The sequence below is a fragment of the Ralstonia nicotianae genome (genome assembly GCF_018243235.1).
Classification (GTDB): Bacteria; Pseudomonadota; Gammaproteobacteria; order Burkholderiales; family Burkholderiaceae; genus Ralstonia; species Ralstonia nicotianae.
Window position 1 is genome coordinate 2,309,977 of sequence record NZ_CP046674.1, and the last position, 24,167, is coordinate 2,334,143.

Genomic DNA, 24,167 nt, shown 5'->3' on the forward strand with positions numbered 1-24,167 from the left:
ACGTGGATGAATTAAGCGCTGGGCGGCGCCTTACAGCACCGCATCCTTGCGCACGCCTTGCGAGGCGAAGTGCCGCTTGAGCTTGACCAGCGCTTCCTGCTGGATCTGACGCACACGCTCGCGCGTCAGGCCCATCTCGGCGGCCAGCTCTTCGAGGGTGGCCGGCTCGATGTGATTAAGGCCGAACCGGCGTTCCACCACGTAGCGGTGCTTGTCGGACAGCCGTGCCAGCCAGGATTTCATCAGCTGCGACAACTCGCGGTGCGCGACTTCCTGGTCTGGCGAGGCGCCATGCTCGTCCGACAGGAAATCGAGCAGGCTGGTGCCCGGATCCAGGTCGAACGGCGTATCGAGCGAGGTCGTGTGCTCGTTGAGCGAAAGCACGTCCTGCACCTCCTCGGTGGTCTTGCCGAGCAGGTGCGCAATGTCTTCGATGCTGGCGTCGCGGCCATCGATTCCGCTCTTTTCCAGATGGCGCTTGGCGCGCAGCACCTGGTTGAGCTCGCGGATCACGTGCACCGGCAGGCGGACGGTGCGTGCCTGGTTCATGATGGCCCGCTCGATGCTCTGGCGGATCCACCACGTGGCATACGTGGAGAAACGGAAGCCGCGCTCCGGATCGAATTTCTCGATCGCGTGCATCAGCCCCAGGTTGCCCTCTTCGATCAGGTCCAGCAGCGGCACGCCGCGGTTCAGATAGCCCTTGGCGATACTGACCACCAGGCGCAGATTGCGCTCGATCATCACCTGCCGCGCGGCGAACTCGCCTGCCTTGGCCAGCGTGGAGAAGTGCAGTTCCTCCGCCGGCGTCAGCAGCGGCTTGATGCTGATGCGGTTCAGGTAATGCTGGACGGTGTCAGCGGCCAGCTCGGCCTGCAACACCGTGCGGAAGTCTTCCTCAGGCGCGGCTTCCTCGCCGTCCTCGTCCTCTTCGTCGGATTCGTCGGCGCTGTCGTTGGCGTCCGAGGTATCGGCGATGTCGGCGGGCTCGGCGGCAGGCGCCTCATCGATCAGGGGATCGACGACTTCGACGTCATCGGAGGCTGCCGGCGCTGCGCCGCGCGCACGCCGCCCGCTACGCCCGTTCGGGGCGTTCGGGCCATCGACGGCGCCGATGGTCTCATCGGCGGGGTTGGCGGACGTGGCGGCTTTCTGGCGCGGCATGCATTCCTCTATTGCGGCGGAAGGAAACGCATCGGATCGACAGGCTTACCGTTGCGGCGCACTTCAAAGTGAAGTTTCACGCGGTCCGCATCGGTACTGCCCATTTCGGCGATCTTCTGCCCTTTCTTGACCGTGGATTGCTCGGTGACCAGAACCTTATCGTTGTTGCCGTAGGCGGTCAGGAACGTATCGTTGTGCTTGATGATGACAAGATTCCCGTACCCACGCAAGGGTCCAACGTGGATCACTTTTCCGTCATCGGCAGCCGTGACCGCGTCGCCCCGCTTGCCGCCGATGTCGATGCCCTTGTTGGCCTTGTCGTCGAAGCGGCCGATCACCTGGCCATGCGCGGGCCAAGCCAGTGCGATTGCGCCGTCCGTTGCCCCGGCAGAAGCGCCGGACGAGACCACGGGCGGCGTCGCGGCCGGCGCGGCATCGATCGGCTGCGTCGTGGTATTGGGCGGGCGGACCGGCGTCGCGACGGCGCCGGTCGCGCTGGCGTCCGCATTCGGCGGCACCACGCGGATCAGTTGGTCGACTTCGATCTGGTTCGGGTTGGGGATGTTGTTCCACGTCACGAGATCGCGCGGCGCCTGGCCGTTGCGTAGCGCAATGCTGTAGAGCGTATCGCCACGCTTGACCCGATAGTAGCCGGGCGGAGGCGGTTCCAGCGGCGCGGCGGGCGCACTGCCCGCACGCGACGTGCGATCGAGGACGGGCGCCTGGTTGCCGGAGGATGCGCAAGCCGCCAGCAGTGCGGCCGACACCATCGCCACAGCGAGCCGGCCGGCGCGTGCGGGGCTTGGAGGGTTCATGGAGCTCCGGAGGGTGAACATGCTAAACAGTTCCTGATTTTAACGGGACAAAGAAAACGCCTTCAAGCGCGGTACTGTGAAACTGGAAGCGGCCGCGGCGCTCGATCAGCACGAGCTGCTGCGAGGGGCCGCCGGCGCGGTCCGTCGCCACCGGCGCGATCAGCCGACCGCCGATGGCGAGCTGGTCGAGCAGTGCCTGCGGCACCTCCAACCCGGCGGCGGCCACGATGATGGCATCGAACGGCGCGGCCTTGGGCAACCCCAGCATGCCGTCGCCGTAGTGCAGGCGGATGTTTGGCACGCGGAGTGGCCGCAAGTTCGCTTTGGCTTTCTCGTGCAGCGGACGGATGCGTTCGATCGAATACACCTCGCCGGCCACCTGCGACAGCACCGCGGCCTGGTAGCCGCAGCCGGTGCCGATCTCGAGAACGCGCGACAACGGTTGCGCGGGCGCCTGCGAGGCCTGGGCGGACGGCTCGGGACGCTCCCGCAGCAGCAGCTCGATCATGCGGCCGACGACCGAGGGCTTGGAAATGGTCTGCTGGTGGCCGATCGGCAGCGCGGCATCTTCGTATGCCTGCGAGGCGAGCCCGGCATCGACGAACAGGTGGCGCGGCACCCGGCCGATCGCGGCCAGCACGCGCGCATCGGTCACGCCCGCGGCCTGCACGCGGGCAACCAGCGCCTGGCGCGCGCGGTCAGAAGCCATGCCGCCGGCGGCCGCGTGCGCGGCCTGGGTGCGAGCCTGCACCGCGCTGGCCGCCACGGCGCCGACGGCCGCGTCGACGCCCGCCACGCGCTGCGGCCCCGGGCCCGGCGCGGGCGTGGAGCTTGCGCGCTCCGCGGAAGCCGTACGCGCGGGCGTCGGCCGCGACACGGCGTTCACGCCGGACGAAATCCGCGTCTCGCGCTGGCGCTCGGCCGGCTTGCGCTCGACCACCGCGTCGAGCGTCAGCGGAAAGCGTCGGCCGCGTGAGCGTTCAGACATGCGCCACCGATGCGGTCATGGCGTCTGCCAGCGACGCACGGAGCGCAGTTGCGCCGTGTCGGTCAGGTCGAGCTGCAACGGCGTCAGCGAGACGAAGCCGTGCGCCACCGCGTGGAAGTCGGTACCTTCGCTGGCATCCTTTGCATCGCCGGCGGCGCCCACCCAGTAGATCGGTTCGCCGCGCGGATTCTCCTGGCGGATCACCGGCTGCGACTGGTGCCGCTTGCCCAGCCGCGTCGCGCGCCAGCCCGCCACTTCGGCATAAGGCAGGTTCGGGATATTGACGTTGAGCAGCACGGGCCCGGCCGGCGGATCGGACAGATAGCGCTCAACGACTTCGCGCGCGATGCGCTCGGCGGCATCCAGGTGGGTCCAGCCCTTGTCGACCTGCGAGAAGGCGATCGACGGGACGCCGAACAGGTAGCCCTCGATGGCGGCGGCGACGGTGCCGGAATACAGCACGTCTTCCCCCATGTTCTGCCCCTGGTTGATGCCGGAGACAACGAGATCGGGCCGCTCCTCGATCATGCCGGTGAGCGCGATGTGCACGCAGTCGGTCGGCGTGCCATTGACGAAGCGGAAGCCCTTCTGGGCGCCCTCGGTCGCCTGGAACACGGACAGCGGACGCTGCAGCGTGAGCGAGTTGGAGGCGCCGCTGTGGTTCTGCTCCGGCGCCACCACCGTGATGCGCCCCAGCGGCGCGAGCGCCCGGTGGAGTGCCGCGAGGCCGGGCGCGAGATAACCGTCGTCGTTGGCGAGAAGAATATGCATGGCGCGGATTGTAACCGAGCACGGTCACGTATTCGCGCTTGCGCGAACGCCGACAGGCGCCATGCAAATGCATCGGCAAGACAGCCGCGCCTGCGCGGAAATCGAATCGAACGACCGTGCTTTTATTCGGTTACACTGCTCGGCATTCACGGATGATTCGTCGTCGCAGCACACACCAATCAGGAGACAAGATGAAAGCCGTCGTCTGCAAGACCTGGGGTCCGCCCGAATCGCTGGTGATCGAAACCCTGCCGGACCCCGTGCCCGGCGCCGGCGAGGTCGTCATCGACGTGAAGGCCGCCGGCGTGAATTTCCCCGATGTGCTGATCATCCAGAACCAATACCAGTTCAAGCCCGAACTGCCCTTCACGCCGGGCTCGGAGCTGGCCGGCGTGGTGCGCGCGGTGGGCGATGGCGTCTCGCACGTGAAAGCGGGCGACCCCGTGATCGCGTTCCTCGGCCAGGGTGCGTTCGCCTCGCAGGTGAAGGCGCCGGCCAAGATGGTGATGCCGATGCCGCCGGGCATGGCGTTCGACACGGCAGCCGCGTTCACACTCACCTATGGCACGTCGCACCACGCGGTGGTCGACCGCGGACAACTGCGGCCGGGCGAGACCATGCTGGTGCTGGGCGCGGCGGGCGGCGTGGGGCTGGCGGCGATCGAGATCGGCAAGGCGATCGGCGCCCGCGTGATCGCGGCGGCGTCGAGCGACGAGAAGCTGGCCGTCTGCAGGGAGCACGGCGCCGATGCGCTGATCAACTACGCCGCGGAAGACCTGCGCGAGCGCATCAAGGCGCTGACCGACGGCAAGGGCCCGGACGTCATCTACGACCCGGTCGGCGGGATCTATGCGGAGCCGGCCTTCCGCTCGATCGCCTGGCGGGGCCGCTACCTCGTGGTGGGCTTTGCCAACGGCGAGATTCCCAAGATGCCGCTGAACCTCGCGCTGCTCAAGGGAGCGTCGCTGGTCGGCGTGTTCTGGGGCGACTTCGCCCGCCGCGAGCCGAAGGCGAATCTCGCCAACATGATGCAGATGCTGGGCTGGTTGCAGGAAGGCAAGATCCGCCCGCATATCTCGGCGCGCTATCCGCTGGAGCGGACCGCGCAGGCGCTGCTCGACATGGCGGCACGCAAGGTGACAGGCAAGGTGGTGATCCAGCCGTAAGCGTCGTCAGCGTTTGGCAAGAAAAAGCCGCGCGGGCAGCAGGCCGGCGCGGCTTTTTCATTGGCGTGGCGGACCGCTCAGGCGGCTTCTTCCAGTGTCGGGTAGTCGGTGTAGCCCTTCTCCTGACCGCCGTAGAAGGTCGAGCGGTCCGGCGTGTTCAGGCCGGCGCCGGCACGGAAGCGCGCCACTAGGTCCGGATTGGCGATGAAGGGGCGGCCAAAGGCGACGGCATCGGCCAGGCCCGAGGCGATCATCTGCTCGCCCTCTTCCGCGGTGTACTGGCCGCAGACGATCAGTGCACCCTTGAACGCATCGCGCAGTTGCCGGCGGAACGCGTCCGACAGCTCCGGGCCGCCCGCCCAGTCCGGCTCGGCGATATGCAGGTAGGCGACGCCGCGCCGGGTCAGTTCACGCGCGAGGTACAGCGCGCTGGTCTCGGCCTCGGCATCGGCGATGTCGTGCGCGACGAAGTGCGGCGACAGGCGGATGCCCACGCGCTCGGCGCCGATCTCGGCGATGGCCGCGTCGACCACCTCCAGGATCAGCCGCGCCCGGTTCTCCAGCGAGCCGCCGTACTGGTCGGCGCGCTGGTTGCTGTTGGTCGACAGGAACTGATGCAGCAGGTAGCCGTTGGCGGCATGGATTTCGACGAAGTCGAAACCGGCGCGGCGGGCGCGCTGCACGGCCTGGCGGTACTGCGCGATGATGCCGGGGATCTCCTCCGTGGCCAGCGCGCGCGGCTCGCTGGTCGGCACGTTGGCGGGCGTGCCGTCCGGCTGCACGACGAAGCTCTGCGCGCCCTGGGCGACAATCGCCGACGGTGCGACCGGCGCCTGGCCGCCCTCCTGCAGCAGCGTGTGCGAGATGCGGCCCACATGCCACAACTGTTGCGAAATGCGGCCGCCCTTGGCATGCACGGCATCGACCACGGCCTTCCAGCCGGCTTCCTGCGCATCGGTATACATGCCCGGCGTCCAGGCATAGCCCTGGCCCTGCCGGGAGACCTGCGTGGCTTCGGTGACGATCAGGCCCGCGGTGGCGCGCTGCGCGTAGTACGTCCCGTTGAGCTCGGTGGGCACGTCGCCGGGCTGGGCTGCGCGCGAGCGCGTGAGCGGCGCCATCACGACGCGGTTGGCGAGGGCCGTCTGGCCGACTTGGATCGGAGAAAGCAGTTGTTGTGTCATCTCGGCTCCTGGAAAGAGAGACTGGAACATCCAGTTCAAGTATTAGACCGGTCGTCTATAACCGGACCAAAAGAAAGGCGAGGAACGTGCCTCGCCGGCATGGTGTCATGTGCGCTCAATGATTCGGCTTGGCCAGCAACCCTTCGGTCTGTGCGACGCAGCCGTGGAACGGCGCGGTCGACCGGTGCGCCTTGGCCAGCAGCGCCCCGCCCATCCACATCGCGTACAGCCCTTCGGCCAGCCCGCGCGGATCGGCCACCGGTGCGAGCGAACCGTCCGCCACGCCCGCCTCCACGGCCGCGGCGATACGCTCGACCATGCGCGTCATGCCGGCCGACAGCACCTTGCGCATCGGCTCCGACAGATCGGAGACCTCGCCCGACAGCTTGACCGCCAGGCAGGTAACCTCGCAGGCGCTGCGCTCGTGCAGGTCGATCCAGGCGGCGAAGTAGCGGATCAGCCGTTCACGCGCCGTCATGCGCGTGTCGTTGAACAGGCTGACGACGCCGGCCTCGTAATCCTGAAAATACCGCTCCAGCAATGCGACGCCGAAGTTTTCCTTGGAATCGAAGTAGTAATAGAACGAGCCCTTGGGCACCTGCGCGCGGCCAAGGATCTCGGCCAGGCCGACCGCCGAGAAGCCCCGTCCGAGGATCAGCTCGGCCCCCGCGTCCAGGATGCGGTCGCGGGTGTCGTGCCGGGCTTCGGTGCCCTCGGCGGTGACGGGTTCGGGGTGCTTGCTCATGATGGAACGGATTATAGTAGACCGACCGTCTAGTTGCATGACCCTGTGCGTGGCAGGGTCGATGTGACTTACAGTTTTTCGGTTTCGCCGGTCTTCGGCTGCCAGCGCATCAGGCGCTTTTCCGCCAGGCCGACCAGCCAGTCCAGCACCAGCGCGAACACGGTCAGCACGACGATGCCGGCGAACACCGTGTTGATATCGAAGGTACCCTCGGCCTGCAGGATCAGGTAGCCGACGCCGCGCGCGGAGCCCAGGTATTCGCCCACCACCGCGCCGACGAAGGCCAGCCCGACCGAAGTGTGCAGCGACGAGAACACCCAGCTGGTCGCGCTCGGCAGGTAGACGAAGCGCAGCAGCTGCCGCCGCGAGGCGCCCAGCATGCGCGCGTTGGCCAGCACCACCGGGCTGACCTCCTTCACGCCCTGGTAGACGTTGAAGAAAACGATGAAAAACACCAGCGTGACGGCCAGCGCCACCTTGGACCAGATGCCCAGCCCGAACCACACGCCGAAGATCGGCGCCAGAATCACGCGCGGCATCGAGTTGGCGGCCTTGATGTACGGGTCCAGCACGGCCGAGGCGGACGGGCTCAGCGCCAGCCACAGCCCCGCGCCCAGGCCGGTGGCGGTGCCGATGCCGAAGGCCAGCACGGTCTCGGCCAGCGTGACGCCGAGATGCTGATAGATGTCACCCTCCGTGACGAACCACGACCAGATGCGCTGGGCAACGATCAGCGGTTCGCCGAAGAAGAACGCCACCTCCTGCGAGCGCGTGGCGACATGCCACACGGCCAGGGTGGCGACCAGCAGCCCAAGCTGCCAGGCACGCAACGAAAGCCGGGAAATCGGACGATTGGCCATGGGAGGAAACGGTCGGATTCGGATCAGGCGGCGCGGCGGTGCTGCGCGTAGCCCTTGAGCACTTCATCGCGCAGCACGCCCCAGATGCGCGCATGCAAGTCGACGAAACCGGCGTCGTCGCGAATCTCGGCCACATCGCGCGGGCGCGGCAGGTCGATCGCGAATTCGCCGATCGGGCGGGTGCCGGGACCGGCGGCGAGCACCACCACGCGGTCGCTCATGGCGATCGCCTCGTCCAGGTCGTGGGTGATGAACAGCACGGCCTTGCGCTTGGCGGCCCACAGGTCAAGCACCTCGTTCTCCATCAACTGGCGGGTCTGGATGTCGAGCGCGGAGAACGGCTCGTCCATCAGGATGATGTCCGGGTCCAGCACCAGCGTCTGCGCCAGGCTCACGCGCTTGCGCATGCCGCCGGAGAGCTGGTGCGGATAGCGGTCTTCAAACCCGGCCAGGCCGACGCGCGCGAGCCACGAACGCGCCAGGTCCTGCGCTTCCGCGGCCGGCATGCCGCGGAATTCCAGTCCCGCCAGGACGTTGCCGAGCGCGCTGCGCCAGGGCATCAGCGCCTCGGCCTGGAACATGTAGCCGGCGCGGCGGTTGATGCCGGCCAGCGGCTCGCCGAACACGCGCACCTGCCCCGAGGACGGCTGCAGCAGCCCCGCCGCCAGGTTCAGCAGCGTGGACTTGCCGCAGCCGGTCGGCCCCACCACCGAGACGAACTCGCCGGCCTGGACATCGAGCGAGGTGTCCTGGACGGCGGTGTAGCGCTGAGCGGGCTGGTCAGCCGAGATGAAGGTGCAGGTGATCCGGTCGAACGAAAGCGCGGGCGTCGTCATGGGGAATCGTCCAAAGCAAGGCGCCCGGACGGAACCGGGCGCCGACGGGCAGGATGCCGGGCTTACTTGTACTTGGCGTCGGCCTTCTGCACGAAGGCGTTGGTGAAGGTCTGGTCCAGCTTGATCGGCTTGCCCTTCACATCCGCGTCGAATTCGGACAGCGTGCGCAGCGCGGTGGCCGGGCCGTCGGCCGGCATCACGCCGTCGGGCGAGATGGCCTCGCGCACCTTCTCCCACGCGGCCAGGTACAGCGCGCGGTCACCCAGCAGGTAAGACTCCGGCACCGTCTTGACGATGTCCGACGGGCCCGCCTTCTGCAGCCACTTCAGCGCGCGCACCATGGCGTTGGTGAGCGCCTGCGTGGTGTTCGGGTTCTTCTGGATGAACGAGGTGGATGCGTACAGGCAGCCGGCCGGCATGTTGCCGCCGAACACCGCGCGGGTATCGGCCAGCGTGCGCGTGTCGGAGATGATGCGCACTTCATTCTTCTGCGTCAGCATCGACGTGACCGGATCGAGGTTGGCCAGCGCATCGATCTGCCCGGCGCGCACGGCGGCGATCGCGCCGCTGCTCGGCCCCACGCCGATGAACGAGACTTCGCTCGGCTTGATGCCGGCGCGCGCCAGCACGTAGTTGACCATGATGTTGGTCGACGAGCCCGGCGCGGTCACGCCGATCCGCTTGCCTTTCAGGTCGGCGATCGACTTGTAGTTGGGCATGGTCTTGTTGTTGACCGCCAGCACGATCTGCGGGGCGCGGCCCTGCAGCACGAACTCCTGGTAGGTCTGGCCCTTGGCCTGCAGCACCAGCGTGTGCTCGTAGGCGCCGCTCACCACGTCCGCGCTGCCGCCCACCACGGCCTGCAGGGCCTTGGCGCCGCCGGCGAAGTCGACGATCTCGACGTCGAGGCCCTCGTCCTTGAAATAGCCCAGGCGCTCGGCGATCGTCAGCGGCAGGTAGTAGAACAGCGCCTTGCCGCCCACGGCGATCGTCACCTTGGTTTTCTCGGGCTTGCCTTGCGCCAGCGCGGCGGGGCTGGCCGCCAGCAGGCTCGCCGCGCACAGCGCCGCGCCCATCCACTTGGTCCAGCGCCCGATGCCTTGCATGCTCATGATCCTCATCTCCTGCATTTCGAATGGGTTGACTGCCTGATCAAATGCCGCGGATGTTACCGCAACGCTCCACCTGTCGGCATGCGAGTTCGTCCTATTTTGCGGCGTCCGCGATGACGCCCTGGGAGGCCAGCGCGTCGATCTGCGCGTCGGTCAGGCCGTGCCTGCGCAGGACCTCGCGCGTATGCTGGCCGAGGCGCGGCGCGCTCGCCTGCACCGCCCCTGGCGTGCCGGACAGCTTGGGCACCACGCCCGGCATGTCCACGTCGATGCCCGATTGCGCGCGCACGGTCTCGATCACGCCGCGCGCGCGGTAATGCGGATCGGCCGCGATGTCGGCCACGGTGTAGATGCGCCCGCCGGGCACGTCAGCCTCGTGCAGGGCGGCCAGGACGTCGTCGATGGACAGCGTGCCGGTCCAGGCGTTGATGGCGGCGTCGATCTCGTCGGCGCGCGCGGCACGGCCGTCGTTGCGGGCGAGGCCGGGGTCGTCGGCAAGGTCGGGGCGGCCCATGCGCAGCATCAGGCGGCGAAAAATGTTGTCGCCGTTGGCGGCGATCAGCACGTACGCGCCGCCCGCGCAGCGGTAGGCATTGGATGGCGCGATGCCAGGAAGCGCGCCGCCCGCCGGCTGGCGCACCGCGCCGAACACGGCGTATTCGGGCAACAGGCTCTCCGTCAGGTTGAACACCGACTCGTACAGCGCCACGTCGATCACCTGCCCCTTGCCGCCGCGCGCATCGCGCTCGTACAGCGCCAGCAGCACGCCCAGGGCACCGTGCAGGCCGGCGATGGTGTCGCCCAGCGACAGCCCGGCGCGTGCCGGCGGCCGGCCCGGCTCTCCCGTCAGGTAGCGCAGGCCGGCCATGGCCTCGGCGATGGCCGCGAAGCCGGGCTCATCGCGCTTGGGCCCGGTCTGGCCGTAGCCCGACACGCGCAGCATGATCAGCCCCGGGTTGATGGCCGACAGCGCCTCGTACGACAGCCCCCACTTCTCCATCGTACCGGGCCGGAAATTCTCGATCAGCACATCGGCCTCGGCCGCGAGCCGGCGCACCACGTCCTGCCCCTCCGGCACACGCAGGTCGACGCACACCGACTGCTTGTTGCGCGACTGCGCCTCCCACCACACCGAGGTGCCCTCATGCAGCATCCGCCATTTGCGCAGCGGGTCGCCCTGCCCCGGCGGTTCGATCTTGATGACCTGCGCGCCGAAGTCCGCCAGCGTCTTGGCGGCAAACGGCCCGGCGATCAGTTGCCCGAGTTCGAGCACGCGGATGTCCTGCAAAACCTGTGTCGGCATGGTGATCAAGCGCCAGAGAAAGTGGGAGAAGGTCAGAGTCGGAGCGCGGCGGGATTGCCGAGCAGATGCGTCATCAGCAGGCGCGCCGAGCTGGTCAGCGCATCGGGGTCGCGTACGCCCACCAGCAGGCGGCGATGCGCCCAGTCGTCGTCCAGCGGCACCAGCGCGAGGCCCGCGCCCGGCAGGCTGGAGACATGCGCCTGCGCGGCAATGCGCGGCAGCACGCCCACCCCGAGCCCCGAGGCCACCATGCGGCAGACTGCCTCGAAGCTGCGCACCTGGATGCGCAGGCGCAACGGCCGGCCCAGGCGCTGGCTTTCTTCCAGCAGCTGCGCGGCCAGCGAGGTGCCCGGGGGCAGGCTGACGAAATCGAAATCGGCGGCCTCGGCAAAGCGCGCCTGCTTGCGGCCCGCCAGCGGGTGGCCGCGCGGCGTGACCAGGGCGAGGTCGTCCTCGCGATAGTCGAACGACTGCAGGCCCTCGCATGGCGTGCCGGCGGCGAAGATGCCGAGATCGGCCCGGTTCTCGCGCAGCGCGGCAACGATGTCGCCGCTGTCCTGTTCCTCCAGCGCGATGCGGATGGCCGGATTGGCCAGCATGAAGGCGGCCAGGTCGTCGGCCAGGAACTGCGTGATCGACGAGGTGTTGGCCCACACCCGTACCAGCCCGCGCGTGCCCGCCGCGAAGTCGGACAGCGCGCCCGCCATACGCTCGACATCCTGCAGGATGCCCACCGCATGGCGGAAGCACGCCTGGCCGGCTTCGGTCAGTTCGACGCCGGCGGCGTGCCGGTACAGCAGCGGCGCGCCCACGGCCGCTTCCAGGTCCGAAATGCGCTTGCTCGCCGCCGCCACCGCCAGGTGCGACTGGCGCGCCCCGGCCGAGATGCTGCCCAGCCTGGCCACCGCAACAAACAGGCCAAGCGTGACGAGATCGAAGCGAGCGAGATTCATCGTTGGAAGCCATCCGGCAAGGTTGGGAAAAAATGCAACAGGGCCGACCCGATCGGCGCGGTTTTCACGGGCAAATCGTTGCGACCCGTTTACCATGGCGGAGTTTCCGCCCGCCCGGGCACAAGCCTGGAATTCTACCGGCTGCCCCTGTCGCCGAGCCCCATGCCCTTGCTGTTTCCCCGCCAGATCGCCCGCCCTTTGCCCCGGCACACGGAACGTGCCGCCGCCCGCCGCCTGCGCAACACCCTTGCGGCCCTCGCGCTCGGCCTGGGCCTGCACGGCACGGCACTGGCCGATCCGGCCGCCCCCAATGCCCCCGAGCCCGCGGCCACGCAAGACCTGCCCGAGCCGCAGCCGTGGAATCTGCATGGGCAATTCACTAGCGTCACGCAGTGGCACCCCGCCTTCAGCGCGCGCTACAGCGGCCCCAACAGCCTGACGCCCGCCAGCGAAGACCGCGCAACGACGGACCTGACCCTGTTCCTCGGCGTGCGCCTGTGGAAGGGCGCCGAGCTGTATGCAAACCCGGAGATCGACCAGGGTTTCGGTCTGAACAACACGCTGGGCATGGCCGGCTTTCCGAGCGCCGAAGCGTACAAGGTCGGCAAGAACGATCCGTACCACAAGCTGCCTCGCCTCTTCCTGCGGCAGGTCATCGACCTCGGCGGCGCGCCGCAGGCGATGGAGTCGGCGCCCAACCAGCTCGGCGGGACCCGCGCGGCGGACAACCTGACCCTCACCATCGGCAAGTTCTCGGTAATCGACATCTTCGACACCAATGCCTACGCGCACGATCCGCGCGGGGATTTCCTGAACTGGTCCGTGGTCGATGCCGGCGCCTTCGATTACGCGGCCGATGCCTGGGGCTATACCCATGGCGCGGCGGTGGAATGGACCCAGTCGTGGTGGACGGTCCGCGGCGGCTTCTTCGCGCTGTCAAAGGTGCCAAACAGCGCGACGATCGACACGTCGTATAAGCAATACGCCTGGGTCGGCGAATTCGAAGCGCGCCATCAGTGGCTCGGGCGCCCCGGCAAGGTCAAGCTGCTCGCCTTCGCCAACCGCGCCAGGATGGGTGGCTACGGCGATGCCCTGAGCCTCGCGCAGCAGACCGGGGACACCCCCGATACGTCCCTCGTCCGGCACCTCGCGTGGCGCGCCGGCATCGCGCTGAACGTGGAGCAGGAGCTGGCACCCGATCTCGGCTTCTTCGCACGCGCCAGCATGAACGACGGCAGCAAGGAAACGTACGAGTTCACCGACATCAACCGGTCCGTCTCCGCCGGCTTCTCGCTCAAGGGCGACCGCTGGGGCCGCCACGACGACACGGTGGGCGTGGCGGTCGTGGTCAACGGCCTGTCGCGCGCGGCGCGGCGGTATTTCGAGGCCGGCGGCCTGGGCGTGCTGATCGGCGACGGCGCGCTGAACTACGGCACGGAGCGCATCGCCGAGCTGTACTACAACTGGGCCGCGATGCGGCACCTCACGCTCGGTCTCAACTACCAGTATGTGGTGCACCCCGCCTACAACCGGGATCGGGGCCCGGTGTCCATCGTGGGCCTGCGGGTCCACGCGGATTTCTGACGCGAAGGCGCCGGGCCGGGCTTCAGAGCTGGCGCCGGTCCAGCACCGCGCGGGCGATGGTGCCCGCGTCCACGTATTCCAGCTCGCCGCCCACCGGCACACCGCGCGCCAGCCGCGACACCTTGATGCCGCGCGCCTTGAGCATCTCGCCGATGTAGTGCGCGGTGGCCTCGCCCTCGCTGGTGAAGTTGGTGGCGAGAATGACTTCGGCGCACGGCCCGCCCAGCGCCGGATCGGTCGCCCGGGCCAGCAGGCGCTCGAGGTGGATTTCCTTGGGGCCGATGTTGTCCAGCGGCGAGAGCCGCCCCATCAGCACGAAATACTGGCCGCGGTAGGTCAGCGTCTGCTCGATCATCATCTGGTCGGCGGGCGTTTCCACCACGCACAGCACCGAGGCGTCGCGGCGCGGGTCCAGGCAGGTCTCGCAGACATCCTGCTCGGTGAAGGTGTTGCAGCGGCTGCAATGGTGGATCGACTCGGCCGCTTCGGCCAGCGCTTCGGCCAGCCGCGACGCGCCTTCGCGGTCATGCTGCAGCAGGTGATAGGCCATGCGCTGCGCAGACTTCGGCCCCACGCCCGGCAGCACGCGCAAAGCCTCGATCAGCATCTGCAGCGCCGATGGCGTGCCCGGACCGCCGCGCATCATGCGCGCTCCAGCACGCGCGTGCGATGCGGGACGTCCGGCATCGGATCGCCGAAGTGATACAGCAGCGCGGATTCCGGCACCATGGCGCGTGTTCCTGTCCGCGTGGTCAGAACGGCAGCTTGAAGCCCGGCGGCAGCATGCTGGCCATGCCGCCCAGGCCGGAGGTGACCGTGCCCATCTTCTCCTGCGTGGTGGCTTCGGCCTTGCGCACCGCATCGTTGAAGGCCGCGGCGACGAGGTCTTCCAGCAGCTCCTTGTCTTCGCCTTCGGCCAGCAGGCTCGGGTCGATCGACACGCGCTTCACATCGTTCTTGCAGGTCATCACCACCTTCACGAGGCCGGCGCCGGACACGCCCTCCACCTCGATCTGGCTGAGCTGCTCCTGCATCTTCTTCATGTTTTCCTGCATCTGCTGGGCTTGCTTCATCAGCCCAGCGATCTGGCCTTTCATCATGGTCGTAGCTCCTTGGAATGGGTCATGCATGGCGTGCCCGATGGACGGCGCGCCGTTGCGTTCAGTGTGGAAAACCTTTGTGCGGGTGCCGGCCTGTCAGTGCGCGTGCGGCTGGATCGAGCCGGGCACGACGGTCGCGGCAAAGTCCCGCACCAGCGCCTGCACGAACGGATCGGCGGCGATGGCGTCCTCGGCGTCGCGCTGGCGCTGGGCACGCTGCTCGGCATCGACGGCGGCGGCCGTGGCCCGGACGGCACCGATGTCGCAAACCACGCGGACCGGCGTGCCGAAGTGCTCCGTCAGCGCCGCCTCCAGCCGTTCGAGCACGCTTGCCTCGGTCAGTGCCGGCAGCGGGACACGCAAGCGTACCGTCGCGCCCTCCACGGCGACCAACTCGCTCTGGTGCGCCAACTGCTGCGCTAGGCCGCGCAGCGGCAGACGTGCCGCGAGCGTGGGCCAGTCGCCGTCGAAGGCCGTCAGACCGCTGGCGCTCAGGTCGGGCGGCGTGGCGGCGACCACCGGCTCCGGTGCGGCAGCCCTGGCCGGCACCGGCGCCGCGGCGGGCGGCTCACTCTGCGCAGGGCGCGCGGCCGCAGCCTGCGCGCCCGGGCGCGTGGTCGAAGCCGCCTCCCAGCCGGCAAACGCGGCGTCGATCTGATCGGGAGACGGCGAAGCGAACTCGTCGGGCATCTCCTCCCAGGGCGGCGGGGCAAAATCGTCGGCAGGCGCGGACGCGGCAGCCGGTTCACGGCGCACCGGCGGCGACGCAGGCGCAGCCGCCGGATTCGAGCGCGGACCGGCCGCGGCCGGGCGTGCGGCCGGCGCCGGCACGGGGGCAGGCGCGGAAGCCGGCGCCGCGGCACCGCCGCGCGCCCCCCGGCTCGACGCCTGGCGCGCCGCGGCCAGCGCTTCCAGCGCCGGTGAACGGCGGGCCGGCGCACTGGCCGGGGCCGGGGTTGCTGGGGCAGGCGCTGCAGCCGGTGCGGCGGCGGCCGGCGGATCGGCTTGATACGTCGCGCGCGGTGCATCGACCACCCGTTCCGCACGCACAGCAGGCACCGCCTGGGCGACCGGCCCGGCGGCAGCAGCCGCCACAACCGGCCGCGACGATCCACCCTGCACGCCGGCCGACGGCACGGCACGCTTGCCGCTACCCGACGGCGGCGGCGCATCGCCGCCCGACTGGCCGGGCTGGAACGCCAGCATGCGCAGCAGCGTCATCGTGAAGCCGGCGTATTCGTCGGGCGCCAGCGCCAGTTCGTTGCGACCGAGGTTGGCGAACTGGTAGAACAGTTGCACCGACTGCGCATCGAAGCGCTCGGCCAGGCGGCGGATGTCGTCGGCCTCGGGCCAGTCGTCCTGCACGGCGGCGGGCACGACCTGTGCCAGCGCGATCTTCTGCAGCAACGAAGCCAGATCCTGCAGCGCCCCCGAGAAGCTCAGGCTGCGCCCGGCCATCTCGTCGGCGATCCCGATCAGTGCCGCGCCGTTCTCGTCGGCGAGCGCATCGAGCAGGCGCACCAGGTAGCTCTGGTCGATCGCGCCCAGCATGCCGCGCACGGCCGCCTCGGTGACTTCGCCGGCGCTGTACGCGATGGCCTGATCGGTCAGCGACAGCGCATCGCGCATCGACCCCTGCGCGGCCGAGGCCAGCAGGCGCAGCGCATTGGGCTCGTGCGCGATGCCCTCCTCGCCGAGGATGCGGTCCAGGTGGGACACGATGTGTCCCGGCGGCATCTGCTTCAGGTTGAACTGCAGGCAGCGCGACAGCACCGTGACGGGAATCTTCTGCGGGTCGGTGGTCGCGAGGATGAACTTGACGTGCTCGGGCGGCTCCTCCAGCGTCTTCAGCATCGCGTTGAAGGCGTGGTTGGTCAGCATGTGCACTTCGTCGATCATGTAGACCTTGAAGCGGCCGGCCGTGGGTGCGTAGACCGCGCGATCGAGCAGCTGCGCCATCTCGTCGACGCCGCGGTTGGAGGCGGCGTCCATCTCGATGTAATCGACGAAGCGCCCGGCATCGATCTCGGTGCAGGCGCGGCACACGCCGCACGGCTGCGCGGTGATGCCGCCCTGCCCGTCCGTGCCGATGCAATTGAGCGATTTGGCGAGAATGCGCGACAGCGTCGTCTTGCCGACACCACGCGTGCCCGTGAACAGGTATGCGTGGTGCAGGCGCTGCTGTTCGAGCGCATGCGTGAGCGCCTTCACCACGTGTTCCTGACCGACCAGCGTGGTGAAATCGCGGGGGCGCCACTTGCGGGCGAGCACTTGATAACTCATGCCGCGGATTGTAGCAAAGCAGGGGGGATTTCCGACGCGCTTTCCGGCGCACGATGCCCCCGGATGGGCCCGGGCGCGCCGAGCGATTTGCAAGGATATTCAGGCGGGGCCGCGCGAGTCGGTTACAATGCCGGTCGGACGGGCCTCCTCGCATGGTGGCGCGGTCAACCTGGTCAGGTCGGGAACGAAGCAGCCACAGCCGTTTTCCGCCAGTGCCGAGGGTCAGGCTCGTCCCCCTTCTCTTTCCCCTCCCGCAGTACCCATCCCCTTCCTGCGTGTCTTGCCCGCGTCAGAACAGCGCGCCCTGGGCATCGTCGCGCGCCGCTTCGGCCGGCTTGGGCAACGCTTGCAGATCGATCCACTCGCCCTGCGCGGTCGCCACGCCGGCACGCACCGCGCGCCCCGGATAGATCGGCGCGACGGCGGCCGCGTAGCCGCGCAACTGATCGGCATAGGCCGCGCGCTCGACCGGCAGCAGACGCAGCTTGTAGTCGACCACCAGCACTTCATCACCCCGCTCGATCAGCCGGTCGATGCGCAGCAGCGCGCCGTCCGGGCTGAAGAGTTCGACTTCGTTGTGCGCGACATCGAAGCGTGTGGGGTCGAACACGTGCGCCAGCGCTTCGGCGGCCAGCATGCGGCGCACCGCCTCGGTCGCGCGCGCGGCGTCCGCGTCGGTGATGCCGGTCGCGCCGAACCAGCGGGCGATGGCGGCGGCGTCCGGCACCTGCTCCGGCTTGCCATGGCGCGTCAACCGCTCCAGGACGGCATGCAGCAGTTCGCCTTGCGCGACGGCGCCCTGGTCAAAGATCGCGTCGGCGGTGTCCGGCGCATCGGCGACACGCTCGACGGCGCCCCCGATCCGCACCGTGACCGTCAGCGGCACGCGGAAGTCGTGGTACGCGACAGCCGGCGACGCGGCGTGGTCCGCGCCGCCCGCGCCGGCGGCCGCCTCCACCGGCGCGGGCGTGGCGGCGCCGGCCGTCGCCAGCAGGGTGTACCAGCTCGCACTGCCGTCGACGTCCGGCACGTCGCCTTCGTCCACGGCCTGGGCCGCCGCGCCGTCGCGCTTGTTGGCGACGCCGGAGACGATCAGCGCCTGCCGCGCACGCGTCATCGCCACGTAGAGCAGGTTCCAGTTCTCGCGCTCGGCCAGCGTGGCTTCCTGCGCGAACAGCGGATCGCGCGCGCGGCCGCGCTCGGCGGCCTTGCCGAAGGCAGAGAAATGCGCCGGGGCCTCGGCGCCGGGCGGCCAGTCGATCAGGATGCCCGCGGTGTCGGCCCGGGTATCGCTATGGTGGCTGTCGAGCAGCACGACGAACGGCGCCTCCAACCCTTTCGACGCGTGCACGGTCAGGATCTGCACGGCGTCCAACCCCTCGCTGGCAAGCTCGGCGTCGATGGCGTCCGGCGCCTCGGCGGCGTCACCCTGCACGCCTTCGTCGGGGCTTTCCTCTTCATCGCCCTGGCGGATCGCGCGCAGCTCGGCCATGAACTTCGGCAGACTCGGGTAACGGCCGCCGTCCAGGTCGAGCGCGAGCTTGAGGAAGGCATCGAGGTTGGCCAGCGCCTGCTCGCGGTTGGCCTCGGGGACCCGCTCGGCATAGCGGCGCTTGAGCTCACCGGTATAGACGATGTGGTCGAGCAGATCGTGCACCGGCAGCGTGGGCGCCACCGCCAGCCAGCGCGACAGCAGCCGATGCGCGCGGCGCCACTGCGCGGCGGCGTGCGGCCGGTCGGCGAGCGCCGCCAGCCGCTCCCACCACGTCGGCGCGGACGCGCCCTCGCCGGCCTGCGCCAGCGCGATCAGGTCGTCATCGGTGACGGCGAAGATCGGGCTGCGCAGCACGTGCGCGAGCGGCAGGTCGGCCTGCGGCGTCATCAGGAAATCGAGCAGCGCGCACAGGTCCAGCGCCTCGAGCGTCGCCAGCAGGCCGCCGCGGCGCGGGCTCAGGTAAGGCACGCCGGCATCGCGCAGGGCGCGCTCATAGTCGGCCAGGTAGCGCTTGCGGCGCACGAGCAGCTGGAAATCGCTCCAGCGCACGGGACGCTCGGCGCCGTTCTCGCGCACGCGTTCGCCCGCGTGCAGCGCACGCAGGCAGGCGGCAACCTGCCGGCCCTCGTCGTAGCGCTGCGAATCGCCGGCCTCCTCGCGCGGCTCGGTCAGCGAATCGCGCGGCGCGGTCTCGTCAGCCTGCGCGGCCTCCGGCACCGGCACAAGCGGCAGCAGCAGGGCCCGGCCGACGGGCGCATCGACGGCGGTGCTCTGCTCGGCATAGATGGGGTAATCGCCCCGCGCGCGCGCCAGCAGGAAGACGGCGTTGACCCACTCCAGCACGGCCGGCGCGTTGCGGCGCGTGCGGTTGGTGCGCAGCACGGTGGCGTCGAACGCGGCGACGAGCATGTCGCGTGCGGCATCGAACAGGCGCGCGTCGGCGCGGCGGAAGCGGTAGATCGACTGCTTCGGGTCGCCCACCAGGAACACCGTCGGCCGTGTGCCCGTGCCCTCGTACCCGCGCAGCCATCCTTGCAGGATGCGCCACTGCATCGGGTTGGTGTCCTGGAACTCGTCGAGCAGCAGGTGCTTGTAGCGCGCGTCCAGCCGCACCTGCAGATAGGCAGCGGTGTCCTCGTCGCGCATCAGGCGGGCGGCTTCCCATTCGAGGTCGGTGAAGTCCATCGCGCGCGCCTGGCGCTTGTAGGCCTGGTAGCGCTCGATCAGCGCATCGCCGAGCGTGAACAGCGCGGCGTTGATGGCGCGCACGCGGCTCTCGTGGCGGCGCGCTTGGTAGGCGGCCAGGGCCTCGCACAGCACGGCGTGCAGGTCGGCCAGCGTCTGCGCGGCGTCTTCGCCGATGGCCTTGACCAGGGCCTTGGTGGGCTTGCAGGCGCGCGGCTTGCCGGCCTGCGTATGGAATGCGGTGAACAGCGCCTCGAACGCGTGGCGGCGCGCGGCCGCATCCGACAGATCGAGCGCGCGTGCCGCCGTCACCGCGGTCTCGATCTGCACGGCGCGCTTGCCCTCGGCCGCCCCGCCCTGCCCCAGCCAGCCCGACACGCGCAGCATGTCGGCCAGCAGCGCAGCATCCTGCAGCGCCTCAATTAGCGGATCGGTATGGGCGTCGTCGCCGAGCAGGTCATCGAGCGGGCCCAGCGGGTGGGCGCCCGCCTGCGCCTTGTAGGCCCACCAGTCGCTGCGCTGCGCAAACATCGCGTCGAGCAGGCGGCCGGCCTGGAAATCGCCCACCAGGTCGACCAGCGTGTCATAGGCGGCGCGCAGTTCGGCATGCTCTTCGGCCAGCAGGCGGCGCCAGAACGGCGCCCAGGCCTCGCGGCGCAGGCGGCCGGCGTCTTCGCGCAGCGAGGCGCCCTGCGGCACGCCCGACGACAGCGGCGCCCCGCGCAGCAGACCGCCGAACCAGCCGTGGAACGTGTCGATCGCCATGCGCGACGGCGACTCCAGCACCCGCCCATACAGCCCGCGCGCCACGGCGACCAGCCCCGGCGCCTCGCGTTCGTCGACGGTGCGAGCCACCAGCTCGCGCACCACGGCCGCATCGTCGGCGCCGGCCAGCTGGGCGAGGATGTCGAGCAGGCGCTGGCGCATCTCTTCGGCCGCCTTGCGCGTGAAGGTGATGGCAAGGATGTCGGAGGGCGCCGCGCCCGCCAGCAGCAGCCGCAGCATGCGCGTGACCAGCAGCCACGTCTTGCCGCTGCCGGCGCAAGCCTCCACCACCACCGAGCGCAGCGGGTCGCAGGCCGCGCGCGAGAAGGCCTCGGGCGAGACCGGCGCGCCGTCGCGTTCGTAGGCGTGATCGCTCATGACCGGCCCTCCGGTTCCGGCTGCGGCTCGCGCGGCGCGCCGGCGGTCCAGTAGCCCTTGCGGCACAGGCCGCGCGCGGCGCAGTAGCGGCACGCCGATTCATCCCCGAATGCCGGCAGCGGCGCGCCGGCGGCCAGCGCGCTCATGTCCTTGCCCATCTGCTCGGTCAACCAGCCGACCACCTCGGTGAAATCCGGCAGGCCGGTCTCGCGCTTGTCGCCGCGCGCCTCGCCGTCGAGCGAGACCCAGCCGCCCGCCCCGGCACGCGCGTCGAGCAGGCCGTAGAACGGGAGTTGGCAATCCTCGAAAGGCGCTTTCACCTTGCGCGCCAGGGCGATCGGCGATTGCGTCTTGTAATCCAGCACCGCCACGCCGTGTTCCGGGTGCGTGTCGATGCGGTCGATGCGCCCGCGCAGACGCAACGCCTGCGCGCCGGGCAGCGCGATCGACGCATCGGCATCGACCTCGCCGGCCTCGAAGCGCCAGCCGTCCGCCTCGCGCGCCGCCTGCCAGGCCAGGTAGGACGGCATCACGCCCTGCCAGCGCCGGCAGAAGCGCAGCGCATGGCCGTCTTCGGCCAGCAGCGGAGCGAAGCGCTCGTCGGTGAGCGTCTGCAGCAGCGCAAGGCGGTCGGCCGGATCGGCCATCGGCGTGTCGAGCAACTGGCGGTGGAAACGATGCAGGATCGCGTGCAGCACTTCGCCGATGTCGCGCTTCTCGAGTTCGTCGGACACCTCCTCCAGCTCGCCCAGCCGCAGCATGCGTCCGACGAAGAACTGGTAGGGGCAGCGGCGCAGGCTGTTGTAGGCGGCCGCGCTCAGGGTAGACGGCACCAGCACGGGCGCCGCCGGCGCGGGCATGTCGGTCGGCTGGCGGGCCGTCTGCAAGGCCGGCAGCACGACCGGCACGTCGATGCGCATGCCGGCCGCGGCCAGACGGCGCTGCAGGCGCTCGAGCCACCCCGACAGGCGATTGGGTTCGCCGCGACCACCGTGGCGCTGCCAGGTCAGCACGACCTCGGGCTGGTTGAGCAGCACCTCGGCGAGGTCGCGCGCCTGCTGGGCAAAGCGCTGGGCGCGGTCAGGCAGGCCCAGTTCGCGGCGGACGTCGTTGGAGAAAAACAGCCATTCGGGCTGCGCGGACGGCAGTTGCGCATCGTCGCAGCCGACCACCACCACGCCATCGAAGCGGCGCATGCGCGCGCCGTTGAGCGGCAGGATCACGACCCGGCGATCCGCCGGCGGTGCTGGCTCGCTGAAGACCGCCGATTCCAGCAGCATCGACAGCAGCGCACGCCATTCCTGCAATGAGAAGCGCGCGCCGGCATCGGCACTGCCATGCACCGAGACGCGCAGGCGGTCGAGCCAGTCGAGCAACTGGCGGCCGGCATCGTCGTTCTGCAGGCCGGCGCGCATGCGCAGGCGATCCAGCGTGCCGGCCAGCAGCGTGACCCACGCCTCCAGCGTGGCATGGCCGGCGCGGCGCCACTGCGCGGCTTCGTCGGCGAGCAGGCCGAGGCGCTCGGCCAGGCGGCCGGCAGGCGGCCCGTCACCGGTATCGGCGGCCTCGGCGACATCGGTATCCGTGCCGCGCAGCGCGACCAAGCGGCGCAGGCGCCCCCATCCGCCCGACACGTTGTGCCGGCGCACGCGGCGCTCCAGCTCGGCCACCCAGGCCGGCGCGACCGACGACGGCGCCTCGGCATCGCGCAGGCAAAACGGGCTCTTGAGGAGATCGAGCAGCGCGGCGGTATCGCCGTCGCCCTGCACCACATCGATCCAGCGCATCAGCGCAGCGGCGGCGCGCGTGGTCGACAGCTTCCAGCCGGTCTCGTCCCGCACCGGCACGTTCACGCGTGCCAGCAGCGCACGCACCCGGCGCGCGACGATGCGGTCCTGCGCCACCAGCGCCAGCGACCGGCGACCGGCGTTGAGCCAGTCGACCAGCGTGTGGGCGGCGAAGGCGGCCTCGTCCTCGAAGCGGGCCGCGCTGGCGATGCGCAGCCCAGGAGACGGCCGTTCCGCTTCGGCCGATGCCTGCGCCGCCTGCGGGGCGACCGTGCCGCATTCCGGCCAGGCGTGCAGCAGCAGGGTACGGAACGCGCCATGCGTCGCCGGCGCGGCCGCCTCCGGCACAGGCTCCCGCGCCAGCCAGTCGTAGCCGATGCGCAGCACCGGCACGCGGCCGGCCGCGCGCGTCAGGAAATCGAGATCGGCGCCCTCAGGATCGGTCGGACTCATCCAGACCACGGGGCCGCGCAGCGCATCGAGCAGGCGCCGCATGGCACGCAGCCGCACCGGGATCGGATCGGACGCGCCCGACAGCAGCCGCCAGAACGTCAGCACGATGCGCGACTCGGTCCCGAGAAAGCGCTCGGACAACTGCGCGTAGGTACGCTCCAGCGCGGCGGACAGCGCCGTCTCCAGCGCGTCGTGCCGCCCGTCGGTCTCGCTGTCGGCGGCATCGAGCGTGAGCCAGCGTTGCGACAGCTCGTCCGATACCGTCACCAGCACCTGCGCCACGCCCCACAACGCCGCCTCATCCTGCGCACCCAATGCCTCCCGCAGCCAGGCCTGCGTCTTCAGCGCCTGCTGCACCGCCAGCAGGCGCGACAGCGTACTGCGCGCCGCGGGCAGGCCGGCCTCCGGCGGCAGGTCGAGCAGCCAGTGCCCCAGCGTCAGGATGCGCGGCAGCAAGCGCAGCGCGCCGGCCGCCTGGGCGCTGGCATGCAGGGCGCCGCGCACGCCGGGGATCTGCGCGGCGGTCGGCACAACGACCACGCCGGCGCCAGGGGCATCCGTGGCATGGGCATCGAAGAACCGCCACGCGGCATCGGCGGCGTGCGGCAGGAATGCTGGGCCGGGCGCAAAGGCAAGCGTCTGCATGCAGGCGAAACGGGGGAGGAAGAACGCGGCCGGGGGCTATCGGCGCGATAGAGAAAATCAACGTTGAAAATGGCGGCGTTGGTACTATATCAGCAGCCTCCGCCGCGGCCGTGCCCGAACGCACGCCGTGCGGCGTAATCGTGTAATGTATGGGTTCGGCGCACGGCGCCAGCTTTTACGAAATAACAGAGGTTCCCGCCATGAGCGAACAGATCAAGTATGTGAGCGACGCGTCCTTCGAAGCCGACGTGCTCAAGTCCGACAAACCCGTGCTCGTCGATTTCTGGGCGGAGTGGTGCGGCCCCTGCAAGATGATCGCCCCGATCCTCGACGAGGTCTCGAAGGACTACGGCGACAAGGTGCAGATCGCCAAGCTCAACGTCGATGAGAACGCAGGCGTGCCGGCCAAGTTCGGCATTCGCGGCATCCCGACGCTGATCCTGTTCAAGAACGGCGCCGTGGCTGCGCAGAAGGTGGGCGCGCTGTCCAAGTCGCAACTGACCGCCTTCCTGGACAGCCACCTCTAAGCCGCATCACCGGGGCGGCGCGGAACCCCTTCCCGCCGCCAGCCGCACGTGCCGGCGATCTTCCGCCT

Annotated in this window: 19 protein-coding genes and 1 other RNA gene; 4 read left to right on the forward strand and 16 right to left on the reverse strand. The window is 69.8% G+C overall.

Annotated elements, in window-relative coordinates:
* Window positions 1-30: 30 nt before the first annotated feature.
* The 4 genes from rpoS to surE are packed head-to-tail and all read right to left on the reverse strand — an operon-like array spanning window position 31 to window position 3,738.
* The gene (rpoS, locus tag GO999_RS10395) at window positions 31-1,164 is read right to left on the reverse strand and encodes an RNA polymerase sigma factor RpoS (RefSeq protein ID WP_011001157.1); all 1,134 of its coding nucleotides are present in this window, start codon (window positions 1,162-1,164) and stop codon (window positions 31-33) included.
* An 8-nt stretch (window positions 1,165-1,172) separates the two neighbouring features.
* Window positions 1,173-2,000, reverse strand: coding sequence for a peptidoglycan DD-metalloendopeptidase family protein (locus GO999_RS10400; RefSeq protein WP_016725833.1), 828 nt, complete (start codon window positions 1,998-2,000; stop codon window positions 1,173-1,175).
* Window position 2,001: 1 nt separating this feature from the next.
* Window positions 2,002-2,967, reverse strand: a complete 966-nt coding sequence (locus tag GO999_RS10405; protein ID WP_071011302.1) for a protein-L-isoaspartate(D-aspartate) O-methyltransferase — start codon at window positions 2,965-2,967, stop codon at window positions 2,002-2,004.
* 15 nt (window positions 2,968-2,982) lie between these two features.
* The gene (gene surE, locus GO999_RS10410) at window positions 2,983-3,738 is read right to left on the reverse strand and encodes a 5'/3'-nucleotidase SurE (RefSeq protein WP_011001154.1); all 756 of its coding nucleotides are present in this window, start codon (window positions 3,736-3,738) and stop codon (window positions 2,983-2,985) included.
* Between the two features lie 191 nt (window positions 3,739-3,929).
* On the opposite strand from surE, the gene GO999_RS10415 reads away from it, so the two are divergent.
* A complete protein-coding gene (locus tag GO999_RS10415; RefSeq protein ID WP_011001153.1) occupies window positions 3,930-4,904 on the forward strand; it encodes an NADPH:quinone oxidoreductase family protein in 975 nt (324 codons plus the stop codon).
* Window positions 4,905-4,981: 77 nt separating this feature from the next.
* On the opposite strand, the gene GO999_RS10420 is transcribed toward GO999_RS10415, so the two are convergent.
* The 7 genes from GO999_RS10420 to GO999_RS10450 form a co-directional block, all read right to left on the reverse strand.
* Window positions 4,982-6,088, reverse strand: coding sequence for an alkene reductase (locus GO999_RS10420; protein ID WP_019718025.1), 1,107 nt, complete (start codon window positions 6,086-6,088; stop codon window positions 4,982-4,984).
* A gap of 115 nt (window positions 6,089-6,203) precedes the next feature.
* The gene (locus GO999_RS10425; protein ID WP_011001151.1) at window positions 6,204-6,833 is read right to left on the reverse strand and encodes a TetR/AcrR family transcriptional regulator; all 630 of its coding nucleotides are present in this window, start codon (window positions 6,831-6,833) and stop codon (window positions 6,204-6,206) included.
* Between the two features lie 68 nt (window positions 6,834-6,901).
* On the reverse strand, window positions 6,902-7,693 hold the full coding sequence (locus GO999_RS10430; RefSeq protein WP_011001150.1) for an ABC transporter permease: 792 nt from the start codon (window positions 7,691-7,693) through the stop codon (window positions 6,902-6,904).
* Between the two features lie 23 nt (window positions 7,694-7,716).
* On the reverse strand, window positions 7,717-8,529 hold the full coding sequence (locus GO999_RS10435; RefSeq protein WP_011001149.1) for an ABC transporter ATP-binding protein: 813 nt from the start codon (window positions 8,527-8,529) through the stop codon (window positions 7,717-7,719).
* Between the two features lie 62 nt (window positions 8,530-8,591).
* Complete coding sequence (locus GO999_RS10440) at window positions 8,592-9,641, reverse strand: ABC transporter substrate-binding protein (RefSeq protein ID WP_016722154.1); 1,050 nt, start codon at window positions 9,639-9,641, stop codon at window positions 8,592-8,594.
* Between the two features lie 94 nt (window positions 9,642-9,735).
* Window positions 9,736-10,944: a CaiB/BaiF CoA transferase family protein gene (locus tag GO999_RS10445; RefSeq protein WP_020831706.1), complete on the reverse strand. Its 1,209-nt coding sequence runs from the start codon at window positions 10,942-10,944 to the stop codon at window positions 9,736-9,738.
* A gap of 32 nt (window positions 10,945-10,976) precedes the next feature.
* Window positions 10,977-11,897 carry a LysR substrate-binding domain-containing protein gene (locus GO999_RS10450; protein WP_011001146.1) on the reverse strand — a complete coding sequence of 307 codons (921 nt, stop codon included), beginning with the start codon at window positions 11,895-11,897 and terminating at the stop codon, window positions 10,977-10,979.
* 162 nt (window positions 11,898-12,059) lie between these two features.
* Here GO999_RS10450 and GO999_RS10455 point away from each other — a divergent pair, with 162 nt between their 5' ends.
* Window positions 12,060-13,481, forward strand: a complete 1,422-nt coding sequence (locus tag GO999_RS10455) for a carbohydrate porin (RefSeq protein WP_016722157.1) — start codon at window positions 12,060-12,062, stop codon at window positions 13,479-13,481.
* Between the two features lie 22 nt (window positions 13,482-13,503).
* On the opposite strand, the gene recR is transcribed toward GO999_RS10455, so the two are convergent.
* From recR to GO999_RS10470, 3 genes are all read right to left on the reverse strand, one after another.
* Entirely contained in the window at window positions 13,504-14,127 is a 624-nt protein-coding gene (recR, locus tag GO999_RS10460) for a recombination mediator RecR (protein ID WP_011001144.1), read from the reverse strand.
* A gap of 106 nt (window positions 14,128-14,233) precedes the next feature.
* A complete protein-coding gene (locus GO999_RS10465) occupies window positions 14,234-14,581 on the reverse strand; it encodes a YbaB/EbfC family nucleoid-associated protein (RefSeq protein ID WP_011001142.1) in 348 nt (115 codons plus the stop codon).
* 96 nt (window positions 14,582-14,677) lie between these two features.
* Window positions 14,678-16,864: a DNA polymerase III subunit gamma/tau gene (locus GO999_RS10470; RefSeq protein WP_071011305.1), complete on the reverse strand. Its 2,187-nt coding sequence runs from the start codon at window positions 16,862-16,864 to the stop codon at window positions 14,678-14,680.
* Between the two features lie 137 nt (window positions 16,865-17,001).
* On the opposite strand from GO999_RS10470, the gene ffs reads away from it, so the two are divergent.
* An RNA gene (ffs, locus tag GO999_RS10475) (signal recognition particle sRNA small type) lies at window positions 17,002-17,100 on the forward strand.
* Window positions 17,101-17,153: 53 nt separating this feature from the next.
* Here ffs and GO999_RS10480 read toward each other — a convergent pair.
* Window positions 17,154-20,687 (reverse strand): UvrD-helicase domain-containing protein, encoded by a 3,534-nt coding sequence (locus tag GO999_RS10480; RefSeq protein ID WP_211906206.1) that lies wholly within the window; start codon window positions 20,685-20,687, stop codon window positions 17,154-17,156.
* Window positions 20,684-23,572, reverse strand: a complete 2,889-nt coding sequence (locus GO999_RS10485; RefSeq protein WP_211906207.1) for a PD-(D/E)XK nuclease family protein — start codon at window positions 23,570-23,572, stop codon at window positions 20,684-20,686. Before GO999_RS10485 ends, GO999_RS10480 begins: the two co-directional genes overlap by 4 nt.
* Window positions 23,573-23,772: 200 nt before the next feature.
* Between GO999_RS10485 and trxA the strand changes: the two genes are divergently transcribed.
* Window positions 23,773-24,099 carry a thioredoxin TrxA gene (trxA, locus tag GO999_RS10490; protein WP_011001138.1) on the forward strand — a complete coding sequence of 109 codons (327 nt, stop codon included), beginning with the start codon at window positions 23,773-23,775 and terminating at the stop codon, window positions 24,097-24,099.
* Window positions 24,100-24,167: the final 68 nt, after the last annotated feature.